24 protein-coding genes are annotated in these 24,783 nt (G+C 62.7%); 15 read left to right on the top strand and 9 right to left on the bottom strand.

The window, feature by feature from the left end:
* Positions 1–62 precede the first annotated feature (62 nt).
* Positions 63–563: an ATP-dependent zinc protease gene (locus KW824_RS07810; protein WP_081934664.1), complete on the bottom strand. Its 501-nt coding sequence runs from the start codon at positions 561–563 to the stop codon at positions 63–65.
* A 408-nt stretch (positions 564–971) separates the two neighbouring features.
* Between KW824_RS07810 and KW824_RS07815 the strand changes: the two genes are divergently transcribed.
* The 6 genes from KW824_RS07815 to KW824_RS07840 all read left to right on the top strand — a co-directional run bounded on the left by KW824_RS07815 (position 972) and on the right by KW824_RS07840 (position 6,659).
* On the top strand, positions 972–2,015 hold the full coding sequence (locus KW824_RS07815; RefSeq protein ID WP_171268644.1) for a GMP reductase: 1,044 nt from the start codon (positions 972–974) through the stop codon (positions 2,013–2,015).
* Between the two features lie 96 nt (positions 2,016–2,111).
* Entirely contained in the window at positions 2,112–3,305 is a 1,194-nt protein-coding gene (earP, locus tag KW824_RS07820; RefSeq protein ID WP_218409467.1) for an elongation factor P maturation arginine rhamnosyltransferase EarP, read from the top strand.
* 43 nt (positions 3,306–3,348) lie between these two features.
* Positions 3,349–3,915, top strand: coding sequence for an elongation factor P (gene efp / locus KW824_RS07825; RefSeq protein ID WP_011707002.1), 567 nt, complete (start codon positions 3,349–3,351; stop codon positions 3,913–3,915).
* 198 nt (positions 3,916–4,113) lie between these two features.
* Positions 4,114–4,725: a DUF2238 domain-containing protein gene (locus KW824_RS07830; RefSeq protein ID WP_043133268.1), complete on the top strand. Its 612-nt coding sequence runs from the start codon at positions 4,114–4,116 to the stop codon at positions 4,723–4,725.
* 107 nt (positions 4,726–4,832) lie between these two features.
* A complete protein-coding gene (locus KW824_RS07835) occupies positions 4,833–5,585 on the top strand; it encodes a DUF3530 family protein (RefSeq protein ID WP_218409468.1) in 753 nt (250 codons plus the stop codon).
* Between the two features lie 117 nt (positions 5,586–5,702).
* Positions 5,703–6,659 carry a D-2-hydroxyacid dehydrogenase gene (locus KW824_RS07840; RefSeq protein ID WP_218409469.1) on the top strand — a complete coding sequence of 319 codons (957 nt, stop codon included), beginning with the start codon at positions 5,703–5,705 and terminating at the stop codon, positions 6,657–6,659.
* 110 nt (positions 6,660–6,769) lie between these two features.
* Here the strand turns inward: KW824_RS07840 and KW824_RS07845 are convergent, their stop codons facing one another.
* The 3 genes from KW824_RS07845 to KW824_RS07855 form a co-directional block, all read right to left on the bottom strand.
* A complete protein-coding gene (locus KW824_RS07845) occupies positions 6,770–7,246 on the bottom strand; it encodes a glycine zipper domain-containing protein (protein WP_218409470.1) in 477 nt (158 codons plus the stop codon).
* A gap of 244 nt (positions 7,247–7,490) precedes the next feature.
* Positions 7,491–9,035, bottom strand: a complete 1,545-nt coding sequence (locus KW824_RS07850; protein ID WP_218409471.1) for a sensor domain-containing diguanylate cyclase — start codon at positions 9,033–9,035, stop codon at positions 7,491–7,493.
* Positions 9,036–9,053: 18 nt separating this feature from the next.
* Positions 9,054–9,302: a hypothetical protein gene (locus KW824_RS07855; protein ID WP_218409472.1), complete on the bottom strand. Its 249-nt coding sequence runs from the start codon at positions 9,300–9,302 to the stop codon at positions 9,054–9,056.
* A 13-nt stretch (positions 9,303–9,315) separates the two neighbouring features.
* Between KW824_RS07855 and KW824_RS07860 the strand changes: the two genes are divergently transcribed.
* Both KW824_RS07860 and KW824_RS07865 read left to right on the top strand, forming a co-directional pair.
* Positions 9,316–9,918, top strand: coding sequence for a nitroreductase family protein (locus KW824_RS07860; RefSeq protein WP_042649609.1), 603 nt, complete (start codon positions 9,316–9,318; stop codon positions 9,916–9,918).
* A 110-nt stretch (positions 9,919–10,028) separates the two neighbouring features.
* Positions 10,029–11,510 (top strand): diguanylate cyclase, encoded by a 1,482-nt coding sequence (locus KW824_RS07865; protein WP_218409473.1) that lies wholly within the window; start codon positions 10,029–10,031, stop codon positions 11,508–11,510.
* Positions 11,511–11,534: 24 nt separating this feature from the next.
* On the opposite strand, the gene KW824_RS07870 is transcribed toward KW824_RS07865, so the two are convergent.
* Positions 11,535–12,197, bottom strand: coding sequence for an HAD-IA family hydrolase (locus tag KW824_RS07870; RefSeq protein WP_218409474.1), 663 nt, complete (start codon positions 12,195–12,197; stop codon positions 11,535–11,537).
* A complete protein-coding gene (locus tag KW824_RS07875) occupies positions 12,194–12,418 on the bottom strand; it encodes a hypothetical protein (RefSeq protein WP_025326108.1) in 225 nt (74 codons plus the stop codon). The genes KW824_RS07870 and KW824_RS07875 overlap by 4 nt, the downstream gene beginning before the upstream one ends.
* Positions 12,419–12,531: 113 nt before the next feature.
* Here KW824_RS07875 and KW824_RS07880 point away from each other — a divergent pair, with 113 nt between their 5' ends.
* Positions 12,532–13,428, top strand: coding sequence for a LysR family transcriptional regulator (locus tag KW824_RS07880; protein ID WP_182788074.1), 897 nt, complete (start codon positions 12,532–12,534; stop codon positions 13,426–13,428).
* Between the two features lie 45 nt (positions 13,429–13,473).
* Here KW824_RS07880 and KW824_RS07885 read toward each other — a convergent pair whose 3' ends face one another.
* Positions 13,474–14,124, bottom strand: coding sequence for a cold shock domain-containing protein (locus tag KW824_RS07885; RefSeq protein WP_218409475.1), 651 nt, complete (start codon positions 14,122–14,124; stop codon positions 13,474–13,476).
* A 148-nt stretch (positions 14,125–14,272) separates the two neighbouring features.
* The gene (locus tag KW824_RS07890) at positions 14,273–15,436 is read right to left on the bottom strand and encodes an FAD-dependent monooxygenase (protein ID WP_218409476.1); all 1,164 of its coding nucleotides are present in this window, start codon (positions 15,434–15,436) and stop codon (positions 14,273–14,275) included.
* 226 nt (positions 15,437–15,662) lie between these two features.
* Here KW824_RS07890 and miaB point away from each other — a divergent pair, with 226 nt between their 5' ends.
* The 5 genes from miaB to lnt all read left to right on the top strand — a co-directional run bounded on the left by miaB (position 15,663) and on the right by lnt (position 21,377).
* Positions 15,663–17,096, top strand: coding sequence for a tRNA (N6-isopentenyl adenosine(37)-C2)-methylthiotransferase MiaB (miaB, locus tag KW824_RS07895; protein ID WP_042649614.1), 1,434 nt, complete (start codon positions 15,663–15,665; stop codon positions 17,094–17,096).
* 49 nt (positions 17,097–17,145) lie between these two features.
* Complete coding sequence (locus tag KW824_RS07900; RefSeq protein WP_218409477.1) at positions 17,146–18,201, top strand: PhoH family protein; 1,056 nt, start codon at positions 17,146–17,148, stop codon at positions 18,199–18,201.
* Positions 18,198–18,668 carry an rRNA maturation RNase YbeY gene (gene ybeY / locus KW824_RS07905; RefSeq protein WP_218409478.1) on the top strand — a complete coding sequence of 157 codons (471 nt, stop codon included), beginning with the start codon at positions 18,198–18,200 and terminating at the stop codon, positions 18,666–18,668. The genes KW824_RS07900 and ybeY overlap by 4 nt, the downstream gene beginning before the upstream one ends.
* Positions 18,669–18,767: 99 nt before the next feature.
* The gene (corC, locus tag KW824_RS07910; RefSeq protein ID WP_005329827.1) at positions 18,768–19,649 is read left to right on the top strand and encodes a CNNM family magnesium/cobalt transport protein CorC; all 882 of its coding nucleotides are present in this window, start codon (positions 18,768–18,770) and stop codon (positions 19,647–19,649) included.
* 198 nt (positions 19,650–19,847) lie between these two features.
* Positions 19,848–21,377: an apolipoprotein N-acyltransferase gene (lnt, locus tag KW824_RS07915; RefSeq protein WP_218409479.1), complete on the top strand. Its 1,530-nt coding sequence runs from the start codon at positions 19,848–19,850 to the stop codon at positions 21,375–21,377.
* Positions 21,378–21,443: 66 nt separating this feature from the next.
* Here lnt and KW824_RS07920 read toward each other — a convergent pair whose 3' ends face one another.
* Complete coding sequence (locus KW824_RS07920) at positions 21,444–21,926, bottom strand: hypothetical protein (protein ID WP_042649638.1); 483 nt, start codon at positions 21,924–21,926, stop codon at positions 21,444–21,446.
* A gap of 235 nt (positions 21,927–22,161) precedes the next feature.
* On the opposite strand from KW824_RS07920, the gene leuS reads away from it, so the two are divergent.
* Complete coding sequence (gene leuS, locus KW824_RS07925; RefSeq protein WP_218409480.1) at positions 22,162–24,738, top strand: leucine--tRNA ligase; 2,577 nt, start codon at positions 22,162–22,164, stop codon at positions 24,736–24,738.
* Positions 24,739–24,783 lie beyond the last annotated feature (45 nt).

Below are 24,783 nucleotides of genomic sequence, written 5' to 3' on the forward strand. Positions count from 1 at the left end.
AGGGGAGAAATAACGCGGGGCCTCGGGCCCCGCGTGCGATCCTCGCGCCTTTGGAATAAAGCCTAGCCACAGCTCGGCTGCACCGTGAAGGTGCGGGCGGAGTCCACCGGCCCCAGCTCCGCCAGCAGACGACGACCGAGCAGCACGGGATAGATCATGTCGCTGCGATCCCGCAGGGTGAACCACTCCTTGTAGACCTTGTCACCGACACAGATGGACATGGTCACCGTGGGACGCTCCTCCATGCCGCCGGCACCGCGCACCGTCACACTGCGCTCCACCGGCCGCTCCAGGGTCTGGCGCACCTCCTTGTCGGTGTTGGCGTCGGTCAACGCCAGGGTGAAGCGCACCCAGGGCTTGCCGTCACGCTTGAAGTGGTGCAGCTCCCGCGCATCGAGGGACGAGGTGAGCGCCCCGGTATCCAGCTTCATCTTGACCGCGACGCCACTTGGCATGATCAGGCCCTTCTCGATCCAGCCATAGACGGTGGGGGCCGCCCAGGCGCTCGATGAGAAGCAGAGGCTGGCCAACAACAACCAGCCGGCTTTGTGTGATACGGACAATGTGTTCTCCTCGTCGAAGCGGGCCCACGCTGGCCCTCTGCGCCAGAGTGGGCAGCACGCAGGCCCCTGTCAACTGGCAAACGTGGCGCAGGCGCCCAGAACCCCGGCCTCTGGCACTCACGGCATGGGGGATCCGACAGCAGTTGACTCTGGTGCAGGGGAAAAAAGAGGAGAGAGAGAGGGGAGAGAGGGGCCACGGCGAGGTGCTGGATGAAGCTGGTGGTCGACCTCAGGTTGTGACGCCAAAGGCTACCACAATGCTGAGCGAATTATCAGTCTTGTTCTGGCGGGATTTTTGCCTAGACTGTTGTAAACCGGAGGCCTTGAAAACCTGCGGTTTTTTTGTGCCTGCCGAAAATTTTGCCCACTGCAACAGTGACTTTCACAAGGCTCAATAAGGAATTTGCAATGCGTATCGAAGAAGACTTGAAGCTCGGTTTCAAGGATGTCCTGTTTCGTCCCAAGCGCTCTACCCTCAAGAGTCGCTCCCAGGTCAGCCTGACCCGTCAGTTCACCTTCAAGCACACCCGGACCCAGTGGCAGGGAGTGCCCGTCATCGCCGCCAACATGGACACCGTCGGCACCTTCGCCATGGCGCGCACTCTGGCGGGCTTCGAGATGATGACGGCGGTACACAAGCACTACAGCCTCGCCCAGTGGCAAACCTTCGTGAACGACACCGATCCTGCCCTTCTGGGCCATGTCATGGTCTCCACCGGCACCTCGGAAGAGGACTTCATCAAGACCCGCCAGATCCTCGCCATGTCCGAGGCGCTGCGCTTCATCTGCGTGGACGTGGCCAACGGCTACTCCCAGCACTTCGTCGAGTTCCTGCGCAAGATCCGTGAAGCCTGCCCGAACCACGTCATCCTGGCGGGCAACGTGGTCACCGGCGAGATGGTGGAGGAGCTGATCCTCTCCGGCGCCGACATCGTCAAGGTGGGCATAGGCCCGGGCTCGGTCTGCACCACCCGGGTCAAGACCGGTGTCGGCTACCCCCAGCTCTCCGCCATCATAGAGTGCGCCGATGCGGCCCACGGCCTCGGCGGCCAGATCGTCGGTGACGGCGGCTGCACCTGCCCGGGCGACGTGGCCAAGGCGTTTGGCGGCGGCGCCGACTTCGTGATGCTGGGGGGCATGCTGGCGGCCCACGAGGAGTGCGGCGGCGAAGTGGTGGACGTGGATGGCGAGCCCTTCATGAAGTTCTACGGCATGAGCTCTTCCAGTGCCATGGACAAGCACGCCGGCGGCGTCGCAGAATACCGAGCCTCCGAGGGCAAGACGGTGCTGCTGCCCTACCGCGGCCCGGTCGAGAACGCCGTGCGCGACATCCTCGGCGGTGTGCGCTCCACCTGCACTTATGTCGGCGCCAGCCAGCTGAAAGAGCTCACCAAACGCACCACCTTTATCCGGGTGCGCGAGCAGGAGAACAACGTCTACGGCAAGGAGTAACTCGCCGCTGACTGCCGTCACGCGCTGACGGTTAGAAGCCAATCCACCGGTGTGCTACCCTGCGCACCGGTTTTTTTGCATCTGGAACCTCAAGCCATGACAAGCCCCCTGCCCCCCTTCGACTGGGACATCTTCTGCACCGTGGTGGACAACTTCGGCGACATAGGCGTCACCTGGCGGCTAGCCCGCCAGCTCGAGCAGGAAGGGCATGGAGAGGTGCGGCTCTGGGTGGACGACCTGGCGAGCTTTGCCCGCATCTGCCCGGGGCTTAATCCCGCGCTGGATCGCCAGTGGGTTGAGGGGATTCACATCCAGCGCTGGCAGGGCCCCCTGCCAGCGGATGCCATCCCGGCCAGAGTGGTCATCGAGGCCTTCGCCTGCGAGCTGCCCGCCCCCTTTATCGAACGCATGGCCGAGCAGAGCCCCCCCCCCTGCTGGATCAATCTGGAGTATCTCTCGGCGGAGAGCTGGGTCGAGGATTGCCACGGCCTCGCCTCGCCGCAGCGGGTCGGCAAGCTGAGCCTCGATAAGTTCTTCTTCTTCCCGGGCTTCACGGCTAAGACCGGTGGACTCTTGTGCGAGCAGGGGCTCATCGCCGAGCGGGAGCGCTGGCAGCAGGATGAGGCAGGCCTTGCCGCCTACTGGGCGAGCCTGGGGCTGCCGCCCAGGGCGCAAGACGAGCTGCGGATAAGCCTCTTCACCTACGAGAGCGAGGCGCTGAAAAGCCTGGTGCAAAGCTGGAGCCAGGGCGCCACCCCGGTCACCCTGCTGCTGCCGCTCGGTCGCTCCCTCAACGATGTGCTCAGCGGCGCAGGGCTTGAGAGTGCCATCGGCACGGCCAGGGCGGGGGATCTGCTTCAGGCGGGCCAACTTGCCATCAAGCTGCTGCCGATGACGAGCCAGGCGGGCTACGATCGGCTGCTGTGGAGCTGCGATCTCAACCTGGTGCGTGGCGAAGACTCCTTCGTGCGGGCCCAATGGGCGGCAAGGCCCTTCCTGTGGCACATCTATCCCCAGGACGATCAGGCTCACATTGCCAAGCTGGATGATTTCCTCGACCACTACTTATCTAGCTTGCCAGATCTGGCCGACTTGCCAACCGATGCGGCCCACTGGCTGCGCGCCTTCAATCATGCCCTCAACCATGGGCAAGATGTGCGCGAACTCTGGGCCCAATGGCCGCAATTCGGCACTATTTGGCAACAACATGCGCGAAGCTGGTCACAGAAGTTGCTTGCCGATGGGGATCTCGTCACTCGGCTGGTGAAATTTTTAGAAAGCCGTATATAATCTGGCAGTTTTTATCTGCCCGTATACGAACAGGAATTTTTACATGAAAACCGCACAGGAAATCCGCGCTGGTAACGTCGTCATGATCGGTACCGAGCCGATGGTGGTCCAGAAAGCCGAATTCAACAAATCCGGCCGTAACTCCGCCGTGGTCAAGATGAAGCTGAAAGGCCTGCTGAACGGCAGCGCCACCGAGACCGTATTCAAGGCCGACGACAAGCTGGAAGTCGTTCAGCTGGAGCGTAAAGAGTGCACCTACTCTTACTTCTCCGACCCCCTGTATGTCTTCATGGACACCGAGTACAACCAGTACGACGTCGAGAAAGACAACCTGGGTGACGCCCTGAACTACATGGTTGACGGCATGGAAGACATCTGCGAAGTGACTTTCTACAACGAGAAAGCCATCTCCGTAGAACTGCCGACCACCATCGTTCGCGAAGTCGAGTACACCGAGCCGGCCGCCCGTGGCGACACCTCCGGTAAAGTGACCAAGCCGGCCCGCCTGAAGGGCACCACCTACGAGCTGGCCGTTGCCGCCTTCGTAGAGATCGGCGACAAGATCGAAATCGATACCCGCACCGGTGAATTCAAGCGTCGCGTCAACTGATTTGACGGCTTCACGCCCGTGTTGAAAAAAGCGAGCCTCAGGCTCGCTTTTTCTTTATGGGCACCGGTCCTGCGATCATTCAGCCCCGGTCAGTGACAGCGGGCCTTCCATTGAGGGAGAATTCCCCTGCCCCCTTTCGTCTCGCGCCGATTGGGACTACACCATGAAGTCAGGTTCCTCCTCCCTCACAGGCTCCCTATGACATCTCATCAAAAACTCCTGCTGTTGCTGCTCACCCTGGTACTGCTGGTGCTCTCCGGCTGGCAACCCTATGACAGGGTCACCTGGTTGCTGGAAGTCGCCCCCGTGCTGATCGTCCTGCCGCTGTTGCTGCTGAGTCAGCGCAGCTACCCCCTCACCAGCCTGCTCTACCTGTGCATCTTTCTGCACGGGGCCGTGCTGATGCTGGGGGGGGCTTACACCTATGCCCGGGTGCCGCTCGGTTTCGACCTGCAGCAGTGGTTCGATCTCGGTCGCAACCCCTATGACAAGATTGGCCACTTCTTCCAGGGGTTCGTGCCCGCCCTGGCCTGTCGCGAGATACTGCTGCGCGGCCACCATGTGCAGGGCAAGAAGATGCTGGTGTTTCTGGTGATCTGCGTGGTGCTCGCCGTCAGCGCCAGCTATGAACTCATCGAGTGGGGTGCAGCCCTGGCTCTGGGTCAGGGCGCCGACGAGTTCCTCGGCACCCAGGGAGACCCCTGGGATACCCAGTCCGACATGTTCTTCGCCCTGATGGGGGCCGTCAGCGCCCTATTGCTGCTCTCCCCCCTGCACGACCGCCAGCTCGGCAGACTTGCCCGGCCCTGAGCCCGTCGAGGGAAGGGGCCTGCTCCTTCCCTCTTGCTACTGGATCCCCCGACCCCCTTCAGAAATCCGGCACGCCGCCGCTAACCCAGTCAACCGGGGAGCGCATCATGGCCAGATTATCCTTACCACTGCTGTTTTTGACCCTGCTGGCGAGCACCACCTTGCCGGCCAACGAGATTTCGCCCCCGACCCCTCTCGATCACTGGCAGGAGAGCGATTGGAAGGGAGTGCCTGACAGCACCCGGATCGACAAGCAGAGGGTGCTGTTTGCCAAGCACGACGGCGACAGCTATCTGGGGCTCGCCATCCTGCTGCCGGACTGGCAGCGTAGCGGCCAGCTGTGGCAACTGACCCGGGATCTGGGTCGACTCGGCTTCGATACCCTGTTGCTGCTCCCCTCCCCCCAGCAGACCGAGCTGGATCCGGCCTCAGAGAAGAAGCAGGAGAACATTGACGCATTTCGCCGGCAATTTGCCGAACGCATCGTCAAGCTCGGTGACGCCAAGCTGCAGGAGGGCGGGTTCAAGCTGTTGCTGGCGCAAGGCACCAGCGCGGCCTGGGCCGCCAACCTCATCACCAGCGAGCAATTGCCCGCCCCCGATGCCCTGGTGCTGCTCGACGGTTTCTTTCCCAACCAGCTGAGCAACCAGACCCTGGCCAAGCAGATAGCCCAGGCCAGCATTCCCACCCTGGATCTCTATCAGGAAGACGGGGGACGCTGGCCCCTGCTGGCTGCCGAGGCTCGCCAGAGCGAGAGCCGCCGCAGCCACAAGCTCAACTACCGTCCCTATGCCTTGATGGAACTGGGTGAAACGCCGGGTCGCATCCAGGGCTGGCTGACCCATCTGGGCTGGATCTGACCCCAAAAATGCCGCCGGCCTCACATCCGGCGCGATTGCCAAGCCATTGATGCGCTGCAAACTGGCCCTCGGTCGCCGATGTTTGGCATCATAAACGCCTCAACGGCAGGAGGCTTAATGCAGCAAATCGTGTTTCTCGACAGTGACACCCTGGACGCCGGCATCAATCTGCGTCGCCCCGACTTCCCCCATCACTGGCAAAGCTACCCCGAGACGAGACCGGAACAGGTGGTGGAGCGGCTCAGTTGCGCCAGCATCGCCATCATCAACAAGGTGCGCATCGGCGCCGCCGAGCTGGCCCGGCTGCCGGACCTGAAACTCATCGCGCTGGCCGCCACCGGCAGCGACAACCTGGATCTGGAGGCGTGCCGCGCCGCCAATGTCGCCGTGTGCAACATCCGCAACTATTCGGGCCCCTCGGTCCCCGAACACGCCATGGCACTGATGCTGGCCTTGTCTCGCAACCTGTTCGCCTGGCGCCAGTCCCTGCTGGAGGGGCGCTGGCAGCAGAGCGGCCAGTTCTGCTTCTTCGATCACCCCATCACGGATCTACACGGCAAGCGCCTCGGCATCATCGGCAAGGGCACCCTGGGGCAGGCTCTGGGGCAGAGGGCCAGTGCCATCGGCATGGAGGTCTTTTATGCCCAGAGCCAGGTCGGCGCCAGCCACGACGAGGATCGGTTGCCCCTCGACGAGCTGCTGCAAAGCGCGGACGTCATCAGCCTGCACTGCCCGCTCACCCCCTACACCCGCCACCTGATAGGTCCGCGGGAGCTGGCCATGATGAAACCGGGGGCTCTGCTGATCAACGTGGGCCGCGGCGGCCTGGTGGACGAGCAGGCCCTGCTGGAGGCGCTGGCCAACGGTCGCCTCGGCGGCGCCGGGTTCGACGTGGCGAGCATCGAGCCACCTCCCCCCGACCACCCCCTTATGCAGGCGCTGCGTTACCCCAACTTCATTCTGACGCCCCATGTGGCCTGGGCCAGCGAGGAGTCGATGCAGCGCCTCGCGGATCAGTTGATCGACAACATCAACGCCTTTGCCGCCGGCAGGCGCCAGCACCGTCTGGTCTGACACGCCGAGGCCGGGGCCGACAACATCGCTCGGCGGGTATCCCTACCGCCTCCGATACGACGGACACGAAAAAGGGGCCCCTGGCCCCTTTTTCTCTCTCCTCGCTGACCTCAGTCATCGTCATGCCATCTGTGCTTGCGGTGCTTTTTGTGATGCTTGTGGTGCTTGTGATAGCGCCTGTCGTCGTAATAGCGCTCGTTCTTGCTCTCGTGACCGTCGCCGGTTTTGGCGCCTATGGCCGAACCACCAGCCCCGCCGATGCCGGCACCGATCAGCTGGCCAGTGCTGCCACCCACGCTCTTGCCGATGGCGGCACCGCCCAGGGCACCGACCGCGCCCCCCAGGGCTGCCTCATTCTTGTTGCCCCGGTCGGCCGTGGCCGCACCGCCCGCCGCACCGCCAACAGCGGCCCCCACCAAGGCGCCGGTGTCGCCCCCCAGCTGCTTGCCGATCATGGTACCTGCCACCCCGCCGACGCCACCACCGAGTATGGTGTTGACGGTCTCGGACGCCTGCGCCTGACCATTGCCCAACAGCAGCGCGCCCAGCAGCGCCATCGCGCTCATGCCGTATTTTCTCATTTCCATGGGGTACTCCTGTCAAACCTGATGTTTGATTGATTATTTTTCCCTGCACTATACAAAGCGTCCCGGACTCCGCTACCAGGATTACGGCGTCCTTGCCGGCAGGGGAAGTGTCTCTCCTTCGCGACATGGCACAATCACATGAGCTAACCGACTGAAAATGAATTAAAAAAAAAGGTCACATGGGAAATTATCCCCACTGTGACCCCTTTCTCGGCCATTCAGGCTCTTTTTCTCCCGATGGCGGTCAGACAGATACTGTCACGACCTCCCCTTTTTGGGGATCTTGGGTGGGTGACAGGTGCCAGCAATCCCGCCCCTGCCGCTTGCTCTGGTACAGGCACTCATCCGCCCGATCGAGCAGGGCGGCGTCATCCGGATAGCGAGCCCCACCCGCGCTCAGGGTGATGGACTCCTCAAACTCGCGCCACTGCAGTGTCCGCACCCGGGTCAGCAGCTGGGTCAGACGATCCTCGACCTCCTCCTGCTCCCAGGGCAGCAGAGCCGCAAACTCATCCCCTCCGATGCGGTAGACCTGAGCCTCTCCCAGGGTTCTCGCCATGATGGTGGCCACCCGGAACAGCACCGCATCGCCCACCCCGTGTCCCCAGCTGTCATTGATGCGCTTGAAGTTATCCACATCAAACAGCACCAGCCAGTGGGGATTCTCCTCCTGCGCCAGCCTGGCCCTGCCTTGCTCGAAGGCCCGCCGGTTCATGATGCCGGTGAGGGGATCGTGCAGCAGAGCATCCTGTCCCTCCAGCAAGCTGTTTCTCACCTGATGGATCTCCCCCAGGCTGCCGTGCACGAACCAGGTACGCCGGCGCAGCTGGATCTCCATCAGCGCCTCATCCTGGACGAGGCCGCTGAGAGATCGCTGCACCAACGCCTGCTCCTGGCGAAAAATACGCACCAGAAACAACAGACTGCACAGCCAGATACCGAGCAACGTCAACGCGGGCAGCACCACCATCAGCAGGGTATCTTGCAGGTTGTCATGAAAGTGGGCGGGAGGCAGATAGATGTTGAGATCCCAGTCGATATCCGACAGCGGGTGTGTCAGGTGGCAACCTTCCCGGATCGCCTTCAACTCGGCCCCCTGGCTCGGCGTGCCGGGCACCGCCGGCAACAGTGACAGATTGTACCCGACCACCAGCTGGCCGCCCTTGCGCTCGGTGATGTAGATGGCAGCCTGATCGCTGCCCATCGCCCGTCGCAGCGCCGACTGCAGCGAGTTGAACGACATGTCGACCATCAGCAAACCCAGCAGTTTCCCCTCGTCATCCTTGACCCGCTTGATCAGGGTCAGGACCTCTGCGTTGCCGCCGAACTCCTGGTAGGGACCAAACCAGACCAGCTCGTCGCTGTCGTTGGCAAGGGTCTGATACCAGGGGCGCTTCTGTGCCTGGTAGCCGGTCGGCACCTGCCACTCGGGGTAGCTCTCGAGGCGGTCGACGCGGGTGTTGTAGAAGTAGAGGAAGTGGGCGTCGTGCTTGAACTGGTGGGCTATGGCCCAGATCGGGTTGATGGCAGAGCCCCCCCGCGCGATGGCCCGCTTGTCCAGGGAGGCCTCCAGCACACCGAGCTGCCGACGATTGGCCAGCACCATCTCGTGGATCAGGGTGGCGTCGATGGAGGTGAGCATGTGGTCATAGCCGGCGATGGTCTTGTCGATGCTGCGCAGGTAGCTGGCCGCCGCCAGCAACAGGGTGGTGATCAGCACCAGGGCACCGAGCAGAAACGACAGCGGTGTCAGTATGTAGTAGCGCTCCTTGATGATAGCCGCAGCCATGCCATCCTCTATAAAATGTCACATAGGATGCATTTTATAGTGGAAAACACCACCCAAGTATTGATTGAAGTCATTAACAACTACGGTTAATGACAACCAAGACATCAGCGGGCCATACCCGGTTTCATCAAGTGAATATCCATGAAAAGTGGAAACAGTCATCACCCAGCGTTGACGGTTTCTTGCACAGAAGGTGTTATAGTCCATGACTGGATAAATCGGAGCCAGATGACCTTTATCGGCAATGCTGGCGGTGATGATCCACAACCAAGGAGATGTTATGAGCAGTCCGTTTATCGAACAGATCAAAGTACGTCGTACCATCTATGCCCTGGGTGACCAGGTGACCCATTCCGAGGCTCAGCTGACGGCTCTCATCAAGGATGCCATCAAGCACAGCCCTTCCTCCTTCAACTCCCAGAGCTCCCGTGCCGTCATCCTGTTTGGCGAACAGCACCACAAGCTGTGGGACATCGTCAAAGCTGAATTGAAAAAGATTGTACCGCCAGAGGCTTATCCCCAGAGCGAGGCCAAGGTAAACGGCAGCTTCCGCGCAGGCTTCGGCACAGTGCTGTTCTTCGAGGACACCGCCGTCATCAAGGATCTGCAGCAAAAATTCGCCCTCTATGCCGACAACTTCCCCATCTGGTCCGAACATGGCACCGGGATCGCCCAGTTTGCGGTCTGGACCACCCTGGCCCAGGAAGGTGTTGGCGCCTCCCTGCAGCACTACAACCCGCTGATCGACGAGGCGGTCCGCAAGGAGTGGGACCTGCCCGCCAGCTGGCTGCTGCGTGCCCAGATGCCCTTTGGCAGCATAGAGCAACCGGCCGGTGACAAGACCTTCATGGACGACGAGGTCCGCTTCCGGGTCTTCGGCTAACCCCAAAGGCCCCCTCGCCGAGGGGGCCCTTGCCCCTGCTTCCTCCCGCATTTTCCGCTCAGTGCAACCATACTCAGGGCTATCACGCCAACCGCCCTCAGGAGAGACGCATGGGAGAAGCCAGACGCCAGCGTATCTTGTCCACTTTCTATCCCTTGTTTGCCCTGCTCTGTGTCGCCACCCTCATCCTGCTGCTTTCACTTGTCGGCATCTTCACCCGGCCTCCCAGCCTGCTGGCGGCCTTCTGGCCCGCCAATGCCGTCCTGCTCGGCATACTGCTGCGTTACCCGCGCCTGGCCTCGCCCCCAGGCTGGCTGGGAGGCCTGCTGGGTTATCTGCTCGCCTCCCTGTTCACCGAGGACCCGTCCCTCAAGACAGCGCTGCTCACCCTCGGCAACCTGGCCGGCGTCAGCGTCGGCTACCTGCTGTTCCGCCGGCTGGATCACGAAGACAAACGGCTCAGGCGACCCACCTCCATCGTCTATCTGCTGCTGATCGCCATGGCGGCCTCCTTCGCCGCCGGGCTGGTCGGGGCAGCGATCAACCCCATGCTGTTTCAGGGCTCACACCTCTACGGGCTCGGCTTCTGGTTCGCCAGCGAGCTGGTCAACTACATGGCCATACTGCCGGTGATCCTGACCCTGCCCCCGCCAGGCACACTGCCGGATTGGCGCCGCCTCCTGTATCAGACGAATATCTCCTGGCGCAGGCTGCTGCCCCTGCTTAGCCTGGTCGGCACCCTGCTGCTGACCCTGCTGATCGAGGGGCCTGGCTCCATTGCCTTCCCGGTCCCGGCCCTGCTCTGGTGCGCCATCAACTACTCCGTCTTTGCCACCAGTCTGCTCTCGCTCTCCTTCAGCACCCTGATCCTGCTCGCCCTCTCCAACGGCTACCTGACCATCAGTCAGGATGTCCAGACTCAGTACTGGATGTTCTCGGTGCGGATCGGCGTCATGTTGATTGCCCTCACCCCACTCACCGCCGCCAGCATAATGGCGACACGCAATAACCTGCTGCGCAGGATGGAATACCTGGCGCACCACGATCATCTCACCGGCGTCCTCAATCGGGCTGGCTTCTGGCCCGGTGCCGAACAGATGGCGGAGAAGCTGGAACGGGGGAAACGCCCCCTCGCGGTCTGCATGCTGGATCTGGACAACTTCAAGCGCATCAACGACCGCCATGGTCACGAGGCGGGCGACAAGCTGTTGAAGGCCTTCACCACCACGGTGAGCCAGCATCTGCGCCAGGAAGACCTGTTCGGCCGGATGGGAGGAGAGGAGTTTGCGGTGCTGCTGCCCGATACCACCAGGGCCCAGACACTGGACGTGGTCGAGCGGCTACGGGAGGCGGTTGCTCGGCTGAAGGTGCTGGATGGGGAAGGCAACCCGGTCTCGGTCACTGTGAGCATAGGAATAGCCTGCCAGCACCAGGGTCACTTCAACCTGGACAGGCTACTCTCCCGCGCCGATCAGGCCCTCTATCAGGCCAAGCACAATGGCCGCAATCGGGTGGAGCTGCACGGGGGCGAAGAGGCAGACAGGCGCTCGGGGGATGCGGCGCCCCCCGCCATGGACTCGGATCCCTCTTGACGCCCCGGCAGATGGAGGCCGGCCTCAGTCCGGCAGCAGGTTCGCCATGCAAAGCTGCAGGCCAGCTTCGTCCTCGGTCAGGCGGATCTGCCGCCAGTCCTCCAGCCGCGCCCTGACCCCGACGTCGAGCCGTTTGTCGCCCCCTATCTGCACCACCTGACAGCCAGCCTGCAGGGCGCTGCGTATCCCCGCCGGGGCATCCTCGAACACCAGGCAATCGGCGGGAGCAAGGCCAAGCTGGCGTGCGGCAAGCAGATAAGGCTCGGGATCCGGCTTGCCCCGCACCACATCTTCTGCCCCGATCAATAGTCTCGGCAACGGCAACCCGGCACTGGCCAGGCGGTGCCGCGCCACCCGCTGGCTCGCGGAGGTCACCAGCGCCCAGCGCGCCGGCGACAAGGCCCCAAGCAGGGTGCGGGCCCCGGCGATCGGCTCGGCCACTCCCGCATGCTGGATCTCCAGCTCGTCGAGCAGGGCCACCTCCCGGGCCAGATCCAGCTGTGGCGCCAGCGCGCGTATCACCTCCCGCGAGCGCACCCCATGGCACATGGCCAGCACAGGCTCGGGATCCAGCCGATGGCTCTGGCACCAGAGCCGCCAGACGGTCTCCACCTCTGTGGTGGAGTGCACCAAGGTGCCGTCCATGTCCAGTAACAGGGCCTCGGCTCTCAGGGTGAGCACGGTCATGCGGTTCTCCCCGCCAGCACGTCGACGAAGGCCTGCCGCTGGGCCGACTGCTCATAGCAGGCAAGCGCCTGCTCGGTATTGCTCGCCCACACTGGCAGAGGCCCGACGGCAAACCCCTGCTGCAACAGGCTGGTCAGAAGCTCACCCGTCTCCGGCGCCGCCAGTGGCTGGGCCATTACCAGGCTTCCCTTGATCAAGAACAGATAGCGTTCACTCGACATGACATGACTCCTTGTGGCTGGTCAGAGGGCAAAAGGCCCGTTTCGAGACCATTAGAACAAGGGAGTTAGATAATTTATAATCAATAAATCGCCACATTTGATAACCAAATGGAATGAAATTCGACTTAAGACAGCTGCAGGCCTTCGTCATGCTGGCCGAGACCGCCAACTACCGGGAGGCCGCCAGTCGGCTCTTCATCACGCAACCGGCGCTGACCAAGCAGATCCAGGGGCTGGAGCTGGCGCTCGGCAGCACTCTGTTCAACCGGGGCCGCCATGGCGCCGAGCTGACCGCCATCGGCACCCAGTTGCTGCCCCAGGCCCGCGCCCTGGTGGAACACGGCAAGGGATTCGAGCACCACGCCCTGGCGCTGGCGAGTGGCGCCGCCGGGCGCCTCAAGATAGGGTTCGGGTTGTCGAGCTTCGCACTGGCCCCCTCTCTGGTGGCCCGCTTCAAGCAGCAGGCCCCGGATGTGATGGTGCATCTGCAGGACATGACCTCCGCCGTCCAGCACGATTTGCTACTGGCGGGGCGGCTGCAGATAGGCTTCATGCGAAGGCCGCAGGCGCCACAGCTGCGGGAGCACAGGTTGCTGACCGACCGGCTGGTGCTGGCCGTGCCAAGCCAGATGACGGGGCCGGATCCGGCTACGTTCGACGTGGAGCGGGCGCTGACCACGCAGCCGTTGCTGCAGATGGTGGGCCACCGCTGCCCCGGCCTCAGCCAGCAGATCGCCCGCTTCCTCGGCGCCAACCGGCTGACCGGCATGATCCAGGAGGCGGAGGACATCCAGACTCTGGTAGCCCTGGTGGCCGCCGGTATAGGCAACGCCATACTGCCCCGCAGCGTCGGCTTCATCGCGGGCAAGGACGTGACCCTCTATCCCCTGTCCGGCCCCTGGTCCGAGTGGGAGATAAGCCTGGTGTGGAACCCCGACTTTGCTGATCCCATTCGGGATCGTTTCCTGACCCTGGTCAGGGCGATGCACCCGGAGGGGAATAACCTCTGACAGGAGTGCTGCCCAAACAGGGAAATGGAAAGCAGCAAGGCTGGCTCAATGGCCACACCACTGATCTTCACAGGGGATGCCATCCCCCTCTCCATCCATCTTGGTATTGGGGCAATGTTGCAAGAACCAGGTCGCCTCTTCGCAGGAGGTCATCTGGGAGCAGTGCTGACGACCGTCGCACTGACGGACAAAAGAGGACGCCTGCGCCTTGCTGTACGAGGTACTGGTTTCCTCCTGACTGAAAGTGGGTGCTGCTGGAGGGGAGACAAACTCCGCCGAGAAGCGGGAATAAAGGGAGAACAGTCCCGCCAGCACCAGCAGGGGGACAAGCTTGCCACGCCAGTTGCCCTTGCGACGAGGGGCGTGATGCACGCGGGCTCCAGGCATGGCGGGTTGTGGTGCCCTCATGTTCACATCGGCCCTGTTCCCGCGATCCGGCATGGGGGACTCGATGGATGGTCTCAGCCCGTCTGCCAGCGAGAGAGGGCGGTCGGGGAAGAACACCTGCACGGCGCAGGGCTTGTCATCCTTGCCGCTCCCGACCTGATAGGAGACCCTCTCTCCCACCTCCGGCAGCCTGCCATCGAATTGCAGGGCGGTGATGTGCACGAAGAGATCGGCTCCGCCCTGATCCTGCTTGATAAAACCGAAGCCGCGCTGCGGGTTCCAGCTCGCGATCCTGCCCTGATGTCGCATGTCCTCATCCTTGTGGCCAGCACTGTTTTGACCATGTTGCCTCAAAACAACAGGGTTTCAACAGGGCATTGAAATCACCCCCGTGCCGGCCTGATGCGCCGACGAGCAGACATCAGATACCGTCATCGCTTTCCGGTCAGGGGAACTTTTATACCAGCCCCAGGGCGTAGCGCAGCGCCATCTCCTTGAGCGGCCCCGCCTTGTCCGCCAGGGTTAGGGCCAGATTGCGGGCCAGCTTGAGTGGGCCTATCTCATTGCTGAACACTCCATAGAAGAGATCCATCCCCGACTGCATCAGCAGGTTGTCGGGGCGGCGACGGCGCTCGTAGCGGCTAGCCAAGGTGATGTCGTGCCAGTCAGCCCCTGCCTTGCCCAGCAGCTCGGTCCAGCAGGCCACGTCCTTGAAGCCGAGGTTGACCCCCTGCCCCGCCAGCGGGTTGATGGTGTGGGCGGCGTCGCCGAGCAGCACCACCCGTCCGGCGTGGTAGTGGTTGGCGTGGCGGCGCACCAGGGGGAAGCTGCCCTTGTCAGTCACCTGGAAGCCGCCGAGCCGGGCCGGGAAGTGGCGACGCACCTCGGCGGCCAGCGCCTCGTTGCTCATGGCCGTGAGCGCCCGGATGCGGGCCGGGCTGTCGTACCACACCAGGGAGCCGTGCCGGCCGGGCAGCGGCAGGAAGGCGCGCGGGCCCTGCGGGGTGAACTGCTGCCAGGTGATGTCTTCCTGCTCGAACTCGGTGTCGATATTGATCAGCATGCAGTGCTGGCGGTACTCGAAACGCGACACCCCGATCCCGGCGAGGTGGCGGGTGAGCGACTCGGCGCCGTCGCAGGCCAGCACCCAGCGCGCCTGCAGTTCGGTACCGTCATCGAGCAGCAGGCTGGCGTGCTCGGCACCTTGCTGCAGCCGGACCACAGCCGCCGGAGTGTGGGTCTGGATGTTGGGGAAATCCTCCATTCGCCTCAGCAGGGCGAGCTGCACCAGCCGGTTCTCTATGATGTAGCCGAGCTGGGGCAACCCCAGATCCGCCGAATCGAAGCGGGTGGCAAAGCCGTCCAGCTCCCAGGTCTCCAGCCGGCGGTAGGGGCACAGTCGCATCTGCTGCAGATGAGACCAGGCGCCGGCCTTGTCCAGCAGCGCCACCGAGGCCTGGCTGATGGCGGAGACCCGCAGATCCAGCGGCTGATCCGGGGCGTAATGTTCCGGCAACCGGGTCTCGATGACCCGCACGTTGAGACCCTCTGCCGCCAGCAGGCAGGCGGTGGCGGCGCCCACCATGCCGGCGCCGACGATGGCGATATCACACTGTTCCATAACTTGATTCCTGCAAGGGGTCGCCCCGAACAAGGAAGAGAGGGGCGAACCGAATGGGGCATGATAACGCAAGGAGACCGGATAAACAGTGCGTCAGGCGGGCAATTGCCGCGACGGGCCAGGCCATATGGCGGCGGCGCAGCCCCAGACTGGTCAGCACCGGGATTGCGGAGTAAAATGGCCGGTCCTTTGACCCTGCCGATCTTAAACACAGTCAAGAGTAGCAATGAGCAAGAAACTTCATATCAAGACCTGGGGCTGCCAGATGAACGAGTACGACTCGTCCAAGATGGCCGACCTGTTGGACGCCAGCAATGGTTACACGCTGACCGAAGAGCCCGAGGAGGCAGACGTCCTGCTGCTCAACACCTGCTCCATTCGTGAAAAGGCCCAGGAGAAGGTGTTCCACCAGCTCGGTCGCTGGAAGAAGCTCAAGCTGAAAAAACCGGGACTGGTGATCGGGGTGGGGGGCTGTGTCGCCTCCCAGGAAGGGGAAGCCCTGCGTAGCCGGGCGCCCTATGTGGACATCGTCTTCGGACCCCAGACCCTGCACCGTCTGCCCGCCATGATCAAGCAGGTCCAGGAGGGGCGCGGCGCACAGGTGGACATCGCTTTCCCGGAGATCGAGAAGTTCGACAACCTGCCGGAGCCCCGCGCCGAGGGGGTCACCGCCTTCGTCTCCATCATGGAAGGCTGCTCCAAATACTGCTCCTTCTGCGTGGTGCCCTACACCCGTGGCGAGGAGGTGAGCCGACCGCTCGACGATGTGCTCTACGAAATCGCCCAGCTCGCCCAGCAGGGTGTGCGCGAAGTGAACCTGCTCGGCCAGAACGTCAACGCCTACCGCGGCCCGACCTTCGATGGCAATGACTGCACCTTCGCCGAGCTGCTGCGCCTGGTGGCCGCCATCGACGGCATCGACCGCATCCGCTACACCACCAGCCATCCCATCGAATTCACCGACGACATCATCGAGGTCTATCGGGACACCCCTGAGGTGGTCAGCTTCCTGCACCTGCCGGTGCAGAGCGGCTCTGATCGCATCCTGACCATGATGAAGCGCCCCCATACCGTGCTGGAGTACAAGTCCAAGATCCGCCGCCTGCGCGCCGTCCGTCCCGACATCACCATGAGCTCGGACTTCATCGTCGGCTTCCCGAACGAGACGGACGAGGACTTCGAGGCCACCATGAAGCTTATCGAAGAGATCAACTACGACATGAGCTTCAGCTTTATCTACAGCCCGCGCCCCGGCACCCCGGCCGCAGACCTGCCGGACGACGTCGACATGGAGGTGAAGAAGGCCCGCCTGACCCGGCTGCAGAATCAGATCAATCACCAGTCCATGCTCATCGGCCGCGCCATGCTTGGCTCGGTACAGCGCATCCTGGTGGAGGGCCCCTCCAAGATGGATCCCATGCAGCTCAGTGGCCGTACCGAGAACAACCGGGTGGTCAACTTCGAGGGGCCGCACCGCCTCATCGGCGGCTTCGCCGATGTTGAGATCACCGACGTGCGCCCCTACTCCCTGCGTGGCCGCTTCATCCGCGGCGAGGATGAGATGAATCTGCGCATCGCCACCGCGCCGAGCGAAATCCTGGCTCGCCGTCCGGACAACGTCCCCGATGATCTCGGGGTGGCGGCCTTCAGACCCCATTAATTTCCTCCCCCCTCCCGAGGGCGGGGGGAACAACCGATACGAGGACATTTTGAGCCGACACATCTCGACCCTGAACCTGCACCTGGAACCCGCCGACAACCTGCGTCTCGCCAGCCTGTGCGGCCCCTTTGACGACAACCTCAAGCAGCTGGAGCGCCGTCTCGGCATCGAGATCAGCTACCGTGACAACCACTTTCAGGTGCTCGGCAAGCAGGCCCAGATAGATGCGGCGGCCGTCATCCTCAAGCACCTCTATGTGGAGACCCAGCCGCTCAGGGGCGGCAAGGTGAATGACATCACCCCCGAGATGGTGCACCTGACGGTGCAGGAATCCCGGGTGTTGGAGCAGGACGACGAGGCGCCGAGCCAGCCCTATGGCAAGGAGGTGACTGTCAAGACCAAGCGCGGCCTCATCAAGCCCCGCAGCCCGAACCAGGCCCAGTACATCGCCAACATAGTGCGCCACGACATCAGCTTCGGCATTGGCCCGGCCGGTACCGGCAAGACCTATCTGGCGGTGGCCGCCGCCGTGGATGCACTGGAGCGCCAGGAGATCCGCCGTATCCTGCTGACCCGCCCTGCGGTGGAAGCCGGTGAGAAACTCGGCTTCCTGCCCGGGGATCTCTCCCAGAAGGTGGATCCCTACCTGCGCCCCCTCTATGACGCCCTGTTCGAGATGCTGGGCTTCGAGCGCGTCGAGAAGCTGATGGAGCGCAACATCATCGAGGTGGCACCGCTCGCCTATATGCGCGGCCGCACCCTCAATGACGCCTTCATCATCCTGGACGAGGCCCAGAACACCACCACGGAACAGATGAAGATGTTCCTGACCCGTATCGGCTTCAACTCCAAGGCGGTGGTCACCGGCGACATCACCCAGGTGGATCTGCCGCGCAGTACCAAATCCGGCCTGCGCCACGCGCTGGAAGTGCTGCAGGGGGTCGATGGCCTGTCGTTCAACTTCTTCGAATCCAAGGACGTGGTGCGCCACCCCGTCGTCGCCCGCATCGTGCAGGCCTACGAGGCGTTCGATGCCCAGCAGGCGGCCGACAAGAGCCTCCCCAACACCCGCAACGAGAACACCAGCAAAGAGAGTGCCCAATGAGCGTGACCCTGGATCTGCAGCTGGCCTGCGCCAGCACCGACAGCCTGCCGACCGAAGCCCAGCTGCAAGGCTGGCTCGATGGCACCATTCTGGGTTTCCAGGACGAGGCCGAGGTGACGGTCCGGCTGGTGGACGAGGCGGAGAGCCGCGAGCTCAACAACACCTATCGCGGCAAGGACAAGCCCACCAACGTGCTCTCCTTCCCGTTCGAAGCCCCCCCCGGCATGGAACTTCCCCTGCTCGGGGATCTGGTGATCTGCCGTCAGGTGGTCGAGGCCGAGGCGGTCGAACAGGGCAAGCCCCTCATGGCCCACTGGGCTCACATGGTTGTGCACGGCAGTCTGCATCTGCTAGGTTATGACCATATCGAGGACGAGGAGGCCGAGGAGATGGAGCAGCTCGAGCGCGACATCATGCAGGAACTCGGCTTTGCGGATCCCTACCTCGACGACGACGTAGAAGAGTGACAGGCCGGTAAGGGGGTCACCGTCTTGAAACAGACAGCCGCCATCCTTATATCGGCAAGACAACATCCCGAATGTTCACACGAGTAACCAAGAGAGAAAATGACCGACGATCACCCTAGTACCGGCTCGCCGAAGAAAACCTGGCTCGACAAGCTCAGCCAACTCTTCCAGGGCGAGCCAAAAGACCGCAATGATCTGGTAGAAGTCATCGCCGATGCGGAAGAACGTGACCTCATCGATCAGGACACCAAGGACATGATCGAAGGCGTGCTCGAAATTGCCGAGCTGCGCGTGCGTGACATCATGATCCCCCGCTCCCAGATGGTGACCATCGAGAAGTCCCAGCCTGTGGACGACTTCCTGCCCGTCATCATCGAATCCGGCCACTCCCGCTTCCCGGTGATCAACGAAGACAAGGATCATGTGGAGGGCATCTTGCTCGCCAAGGATCTGCTGCCGTTCGGCTTTGGCGGCCATCACGCCAGCGAGCCGCTGCAGCTCGAGAAGATCCTGCGCCCCACTGTGATCGTGCCGGAGAGCAAGCGGGTCGATCGCCTGCTCAAGGAGTTCCGCGAAGAGCGCTACCACATGGCCATCGTAGTGGACGAGTTCGGCGGCGTCTCGGGTCTGGTGACCATCGAAGACATACTGGAACTGATCGTGGGCGAGATTGACGACGAGTTTGACGACATCGAGGATGAGCCGGAAGAGATCCGCCGCATCAGCAAGCGGGTCTTCTCCGTCAGCGCTCTGACCGAGATCGAGGATTTCAACGACTTCTTCGGCACCCAGTTCAGCGATGAAGAGGTGGATACCGTGGGCGGCCTGGTGATGCACGCCTTCAGCCACCTGCCCAAGAAGGGCGAGGAGATTGAGCTGGACGGCTACCTGTTCAAGGTGATGCATGCGGACCGTCGTCGCCTGCAGCAGCTGCAGGTGAAGATCCCGGAGAATCACGCAGCGGCCCAGCCGGAGTCCTGATCCCGCCCTCCCCGCACCGTCAATCAACGCCCCTGATTTCAGGGGCGTTTGTCATTCAGCCGCCCCTGCGCCTTCCCATTCCCCTGCTGCGCCCCCCTTCGACATCCGGCTGGCCGGGAGGCTCGCCGTTGGCGCGGTTTGCGGTTAAGATGTCGGCCATTCCACATTCATTCAGCCCAATTCGAGCCCCGATCCCCCGTGAAATCGAAACTTCTGACAAGCCTGTTCGCCCTGGCCTCTGGCGCCATCGCCGTGCTGGCCTTCTCCCCTTTCGGCTACTGGCCTCTGGTGATCCTCTCCCTGCTCGGCCTCTATGCCCTGCTGGACAAGGCCAACCCCAGGCAGGCGGCATGGCGCGGCTTCGGCTATGCCATGGGACTGTTCTTGCCGGGACAATGGTGGATCCATGTCAGCATGACGGAGTTTGGCGGCATCCCGCTGCCCGCTGCCTTCGTGCTGCTGGCAGGCCTCTGCGCCTATCTGTCGCTCTATCCGACCCTGGCCTGCTGGGTCTTCGCCCGCTTCTTTGGCGGTCGCCACTGGAGCCGCTGGCTGCTCTCCTTCCCGGCGCTCTGGCTGATGGCCGACTGGCTGCGGGGCGCCGTCATGACCGGCTATCCCTGGCTCTGGTTTGGCTACACCCAGATTGACGGCCCCCTCAAGGGCTTCGCCCCCATCCTCGGGGTACAGGGCATCACCCTCGCCCTGCTGCTCACCACCTCCTCCCTCTGGCTCACCTGGCAAAGCCGCAAACCGGCCTGGCTGCTGCTGCCGGTCGTGCTGGTCGGCGCCGCCCAGGGGCTGATGCACCTCAACTGGGTGACCCGGGGCGAACCGGTCAAGGTGGCCCTGGTGCAGGGCAATATCGCCCAGTCCCTCAAATGGGATCCGGAAGCCCTGATCCCCACGGTGCGCACCTATCAGGATCTCAGCCGCGAGAATCAGGACGCCGACATCATCGTCTGGCCGGAATCGGCGATCCCGGCCATCGAGAAGGAGATGGGCACCTATCTGGAGAGCCTGGACAAGGCGATGAAGGTGAATGACACCGGCCTGCTGGCGGGGATCATTCATTACGATCTGAAGCAGCAGCGCTTCTTCAATACGGTGCTCGGCATGGGGGTGCAGGATCTGGACGGCAAGGAGTCCTATCACTATGAGCACAAGAATCGCTACTACAAGTACCACCTGCTGCCCATCGGCGAGTTCGTGCCCTTTGAAGATCTGCTGCGTCCCATCGCCCCCTTCTTCAACCTGCCCATGTCCTCCTTCAGCCGGGGTGACGAAGTGCAGCCGAACCTGATCGCCAAGGGGCTCAAGTTTGCCGCCGCCATCTGCTACGAAATCATCTTCCCGGACGAGGTGCGCCGCAACGTGCAGCCGGATACCGACTTCCTGCTGACCGTCTCCAACGACGCCTGGTTCGGCACCAGCATCGGCCCCTGGCAGCACATGGAGATAGCCCGGATGCGCGCCCTCGAGCTGGCTCGCCCGCTGCTGCGCGACACCAACACCGGCATCACCATAGTCACCGAGATAGACGGCAGCATCATCGCCCAGCTCCCCCAGTTCGAGGCAGGGGTGCTGCGCGCAGAAGTGCGTCCCGCCCACGGCCAGACCCCCTACCTGCGCTTTGGCAGCTGGCCCATGTACACGCTGGCCGCCCTGCTGCTCGGCCTGGCGCTGGTATTGCGCCCCCGCGCCCACCCCTGGGCGCGCAAGCTCTGAGCATGTTAAGAACATAAAAAAGAGGCGCCCTTGGGCGCCTCTTTTTTATAACCTCATCACCCTATGTCAAGGTGAGAGCGGCTCCCGGTGATACTCGTCGGCGCCGCACTCCGGGCAGGTACCGAGCTGCTGCGGGTGCAGCACAGTCTGGCGCCACTCGCAGTGATCGCACACCAGCACCCCCAGCCCCACCCAGTCGCCCGCCCGATAGACCCCCTTGTGTTCCAGCTCGTCCGCCAGCTCACTCCACTCCACCTGGGCACGGTCGGTCACGTCCGCCAGCCAGGACCACACTGTATCCTTCAATGCCAGCATAAAGGCGGACTCGGGCACCTCGGCGCGGCTCTCGTCATAGTTGCCGAGATCCCGCTTCACATATTCTGCGATCAGCGCCAGCTCGTCCTGGGTCAGATCGCCGGCCGCCTCCAGATAGGCCTGTACCTTGGCGATCATCCGGTTGAGGCGCTCTCCCTGAAACTCTTCCGTCTCTTCCCACTGCTTCTTGAGCTGGGCGATGAAGGCTTCATACCCTTGTCGACGTTTGTCCATGGCCATTACTCCTCTGCTGAACCCTGATCGTGCCCGGCCTGAGCCAGAGACTGAGCCGTGCTGGCGGTGGTTGCCGCCCTCTGTCACCCTTGCTGCTCCGCGAAACCTCGATGCTGCCCGGGTCGGGCCAGAGACTGGGCGGATGCTGGCGGTTGTTGCCGCCGCAGGATATGGGTATTCTATCGGGATTTCCCAGCCGTTTTATCTATTCATTTCACAGATCCGGATGTCACCAATGCAAGAGCAATACGTTCCCCAATCCATAGAACCAGCAGTGCAAAAGCACTGGGATGCCAAGAAAACCTTCAAGGCCGTGGAGAAAGTAGACAAGGAAAAGTTCTACTGCCTCTCCATGTTCCCTTATCCGTCTGGTCGTCTACACATGGGGCACGTGCGTAACTACACCATAGGTGATGTGATCTCCCGTTATCAACGGCTCAACGGCAAGAATGTGCTGCAACCGATCGGCTGGGACGCCTTCGGTCTGCCGGCGGAAAACGCCGCCATCAAGAACGCCACTGCGCCGGCACCCTGGACCTACGAAAACATCGAATACATGAAGAACCAGCTGAAGATGCTGGGTCTGGGCTATGACTGGGACAGAGAGCTTGCCACCTGCAAGCCGGACTACTATCGCTGGGAGCAGTGGTTCTTCACCAAGCTCTACGAGAAGGGTCTGGTCTACAAGAAGACCTCCTCCGTCAACTGGTGTCCGAACGACATGACGGTGCTGGCCAACGAGCAGGTGATCGACAACTGCTGCTGGCGCTGCGACACCCCGGTGGAGCAGAAAGAGATCCCCCAGTGGTTCATCAAGATCACTGACTACGCCGAAGAGCTGTTGAACGACATCGACAACCTGGAAGGCTGGCCGGAGATGGTCAAGACCATGCAGCGCAACTGGATTGGTCGCTCCGAAGGGGTCAACATCAGCTTCAATATCGAGGGTCAGGACGAGCAGCTGGAGGTCTACACCACCCGCCCGGACACCTTCATGGGCGTGACCTATGTGGGCATAGCCGCGGGTCACCCGCTGGCCACCCAGGCTGCCGCGACCAATCCCGAGCTGGCCGCCTTCATCGAGGAGTGCAAGCACACCAAGGTCGCCGAGGCTGACATGGCGACCATGGAGAAGAAGGGCATGGCCACCGGCCTCTATGCCATTCACCCGCTGGATGGCCGCAAGGTGCCGGTCTGGGTCGCCAACTTCGTGCTGATGAACTACGGTACCGGCGCCGTGATGGCGGTACCGGGCCACGACCAGCGCGACTTCGAATTCGCCACCAAATATGGCCTCGACATCAAGGCGGTCATCAAGCCGGCCGATGGCGAGGTGGACGTGAGCGCCGCCGCCTACACCGAGAAGGGCGTACTGTTCAACTCCGGCGAGTTCGACGGTCTCGACTTCCAGGGCGCGTTTGATGCCATCGCCAACAAGCTGGAAGCCCTCGGCCACGGCAAGCGCACCGTCAATTTCCGTCTGCGTGACTGGGGCGTCTCCCGTCAACGTTACTGGGGTGCCCCCATCCCGATGCTGACTCTGGCTGACGGCACAGTCGTGCCGACGCCGGAAGATCAACTGCCTGTGCTGCTGCCCGAAGACGTGGTGATGGATGGCATCCAGAGCCCGATCAAGGCCGACCCCGAGTGGGCCAAGACCACTTACAACGGTCAGGAAGCGTTCCGCGAGACCGATACCTTCGACACCTTTATGGAGTCTTCCTGGTACTACGCCCGCTACTGCTCCCCGGACTACGACAAGGGCATGCTGGACCCGGCTGCTGCCAACCACTGGCTGCCGGTGGATCAGTACATCGGCGGTATCGAGCACGCCTGTATGCACCTGCTCTACGCCCGCTTCTTCCACAAGCTGCTGCGTGACGCTGGCCTGGTCAACAGCGACGAGCCGTTCAAGCGCCTGCTCTGCCAGGGCATGGTGCTGGCCGACGCCTTCTACTACAAGGACGAGAAAGGCGGCAATGTCTGGGTCAGCCCGACCGAGGTCAAGGTGGAGCGTGACGACAAGGGCCGTATCACCAAGGCCGTGGACAATGAAGGCCGTGAAGTCATCCACTCCGGCATGACCAAGATGTCCAAGTCCAAGAACAACGGCATAGACCCGCAGCTGATGGTAGAGCGTTACGGCGCCGATACCGTCCGCCTGTTCATGATGTTCGCCTCCCCGGCCGACATGACCCTGGAGTGGTCCGACTCCGGCGTAGAGGGCGCCCAGCGCTTCTTGCGTCGCCTGTGGCGCACCACCTTCGAGCATGTCTCCGGTGGGGCCGTTGCCGCGCTGGATCTGGCTGCCCTCACCAACGAGCAGAAAGCGGTACGCCGTGAACTGCACAAAACCATCGCCAAGGTGAGCGATGACGTGGGTCGCCGTCAGACCTTCAACACCGCCATCGCCGCCATCATGGAGCTGATGAACAACCTGGCCAAGCTGGGCTCTGACGAGCAGGACCGCGCCCTGATGCAGGAAGCGCTGGAAGCCGTCGTCGTCATGCTCTACCCCATCACCCCGCACATCGGTTTCGAGCTGTGGAAGATGCTGGGCAAGGAAGGGGACATAGACGTGACCGGCTGGCCGGTGGCCGATGAAGCCGCCATGGTCGAGACCGAGAAACTGGTGGTGGTGCAGATCAACGGCAAGATGCGCGGCAAGCTGACCGTCCCGGCCGAGATAAGCCAGGCCGACGTCGAGAAGCTGGCCATGGCCGATGCCTCGGTGCAGAAGTTCACCGAAGGCCTGACAGTGCGCAAGGTCGTCTATGTACCGGGCAAGCTGCTCAACATAGTCGCAAACTGATGATGACCAGCACTCCCGGCCTCCTCCCCCTGTCGGGGGAAGAGG

The sequence above is a fragment of the Aeromonas sp. sif0611 genome (assembly GCF_019218845.1).
GTDB classification, from domain to species: domain Bacteria; phylum Pseudomonadota; class Gammaproteobacteria; order Enterobacterales; family Aeromonadaceae; genus Aeromonas; species Aeromonas media.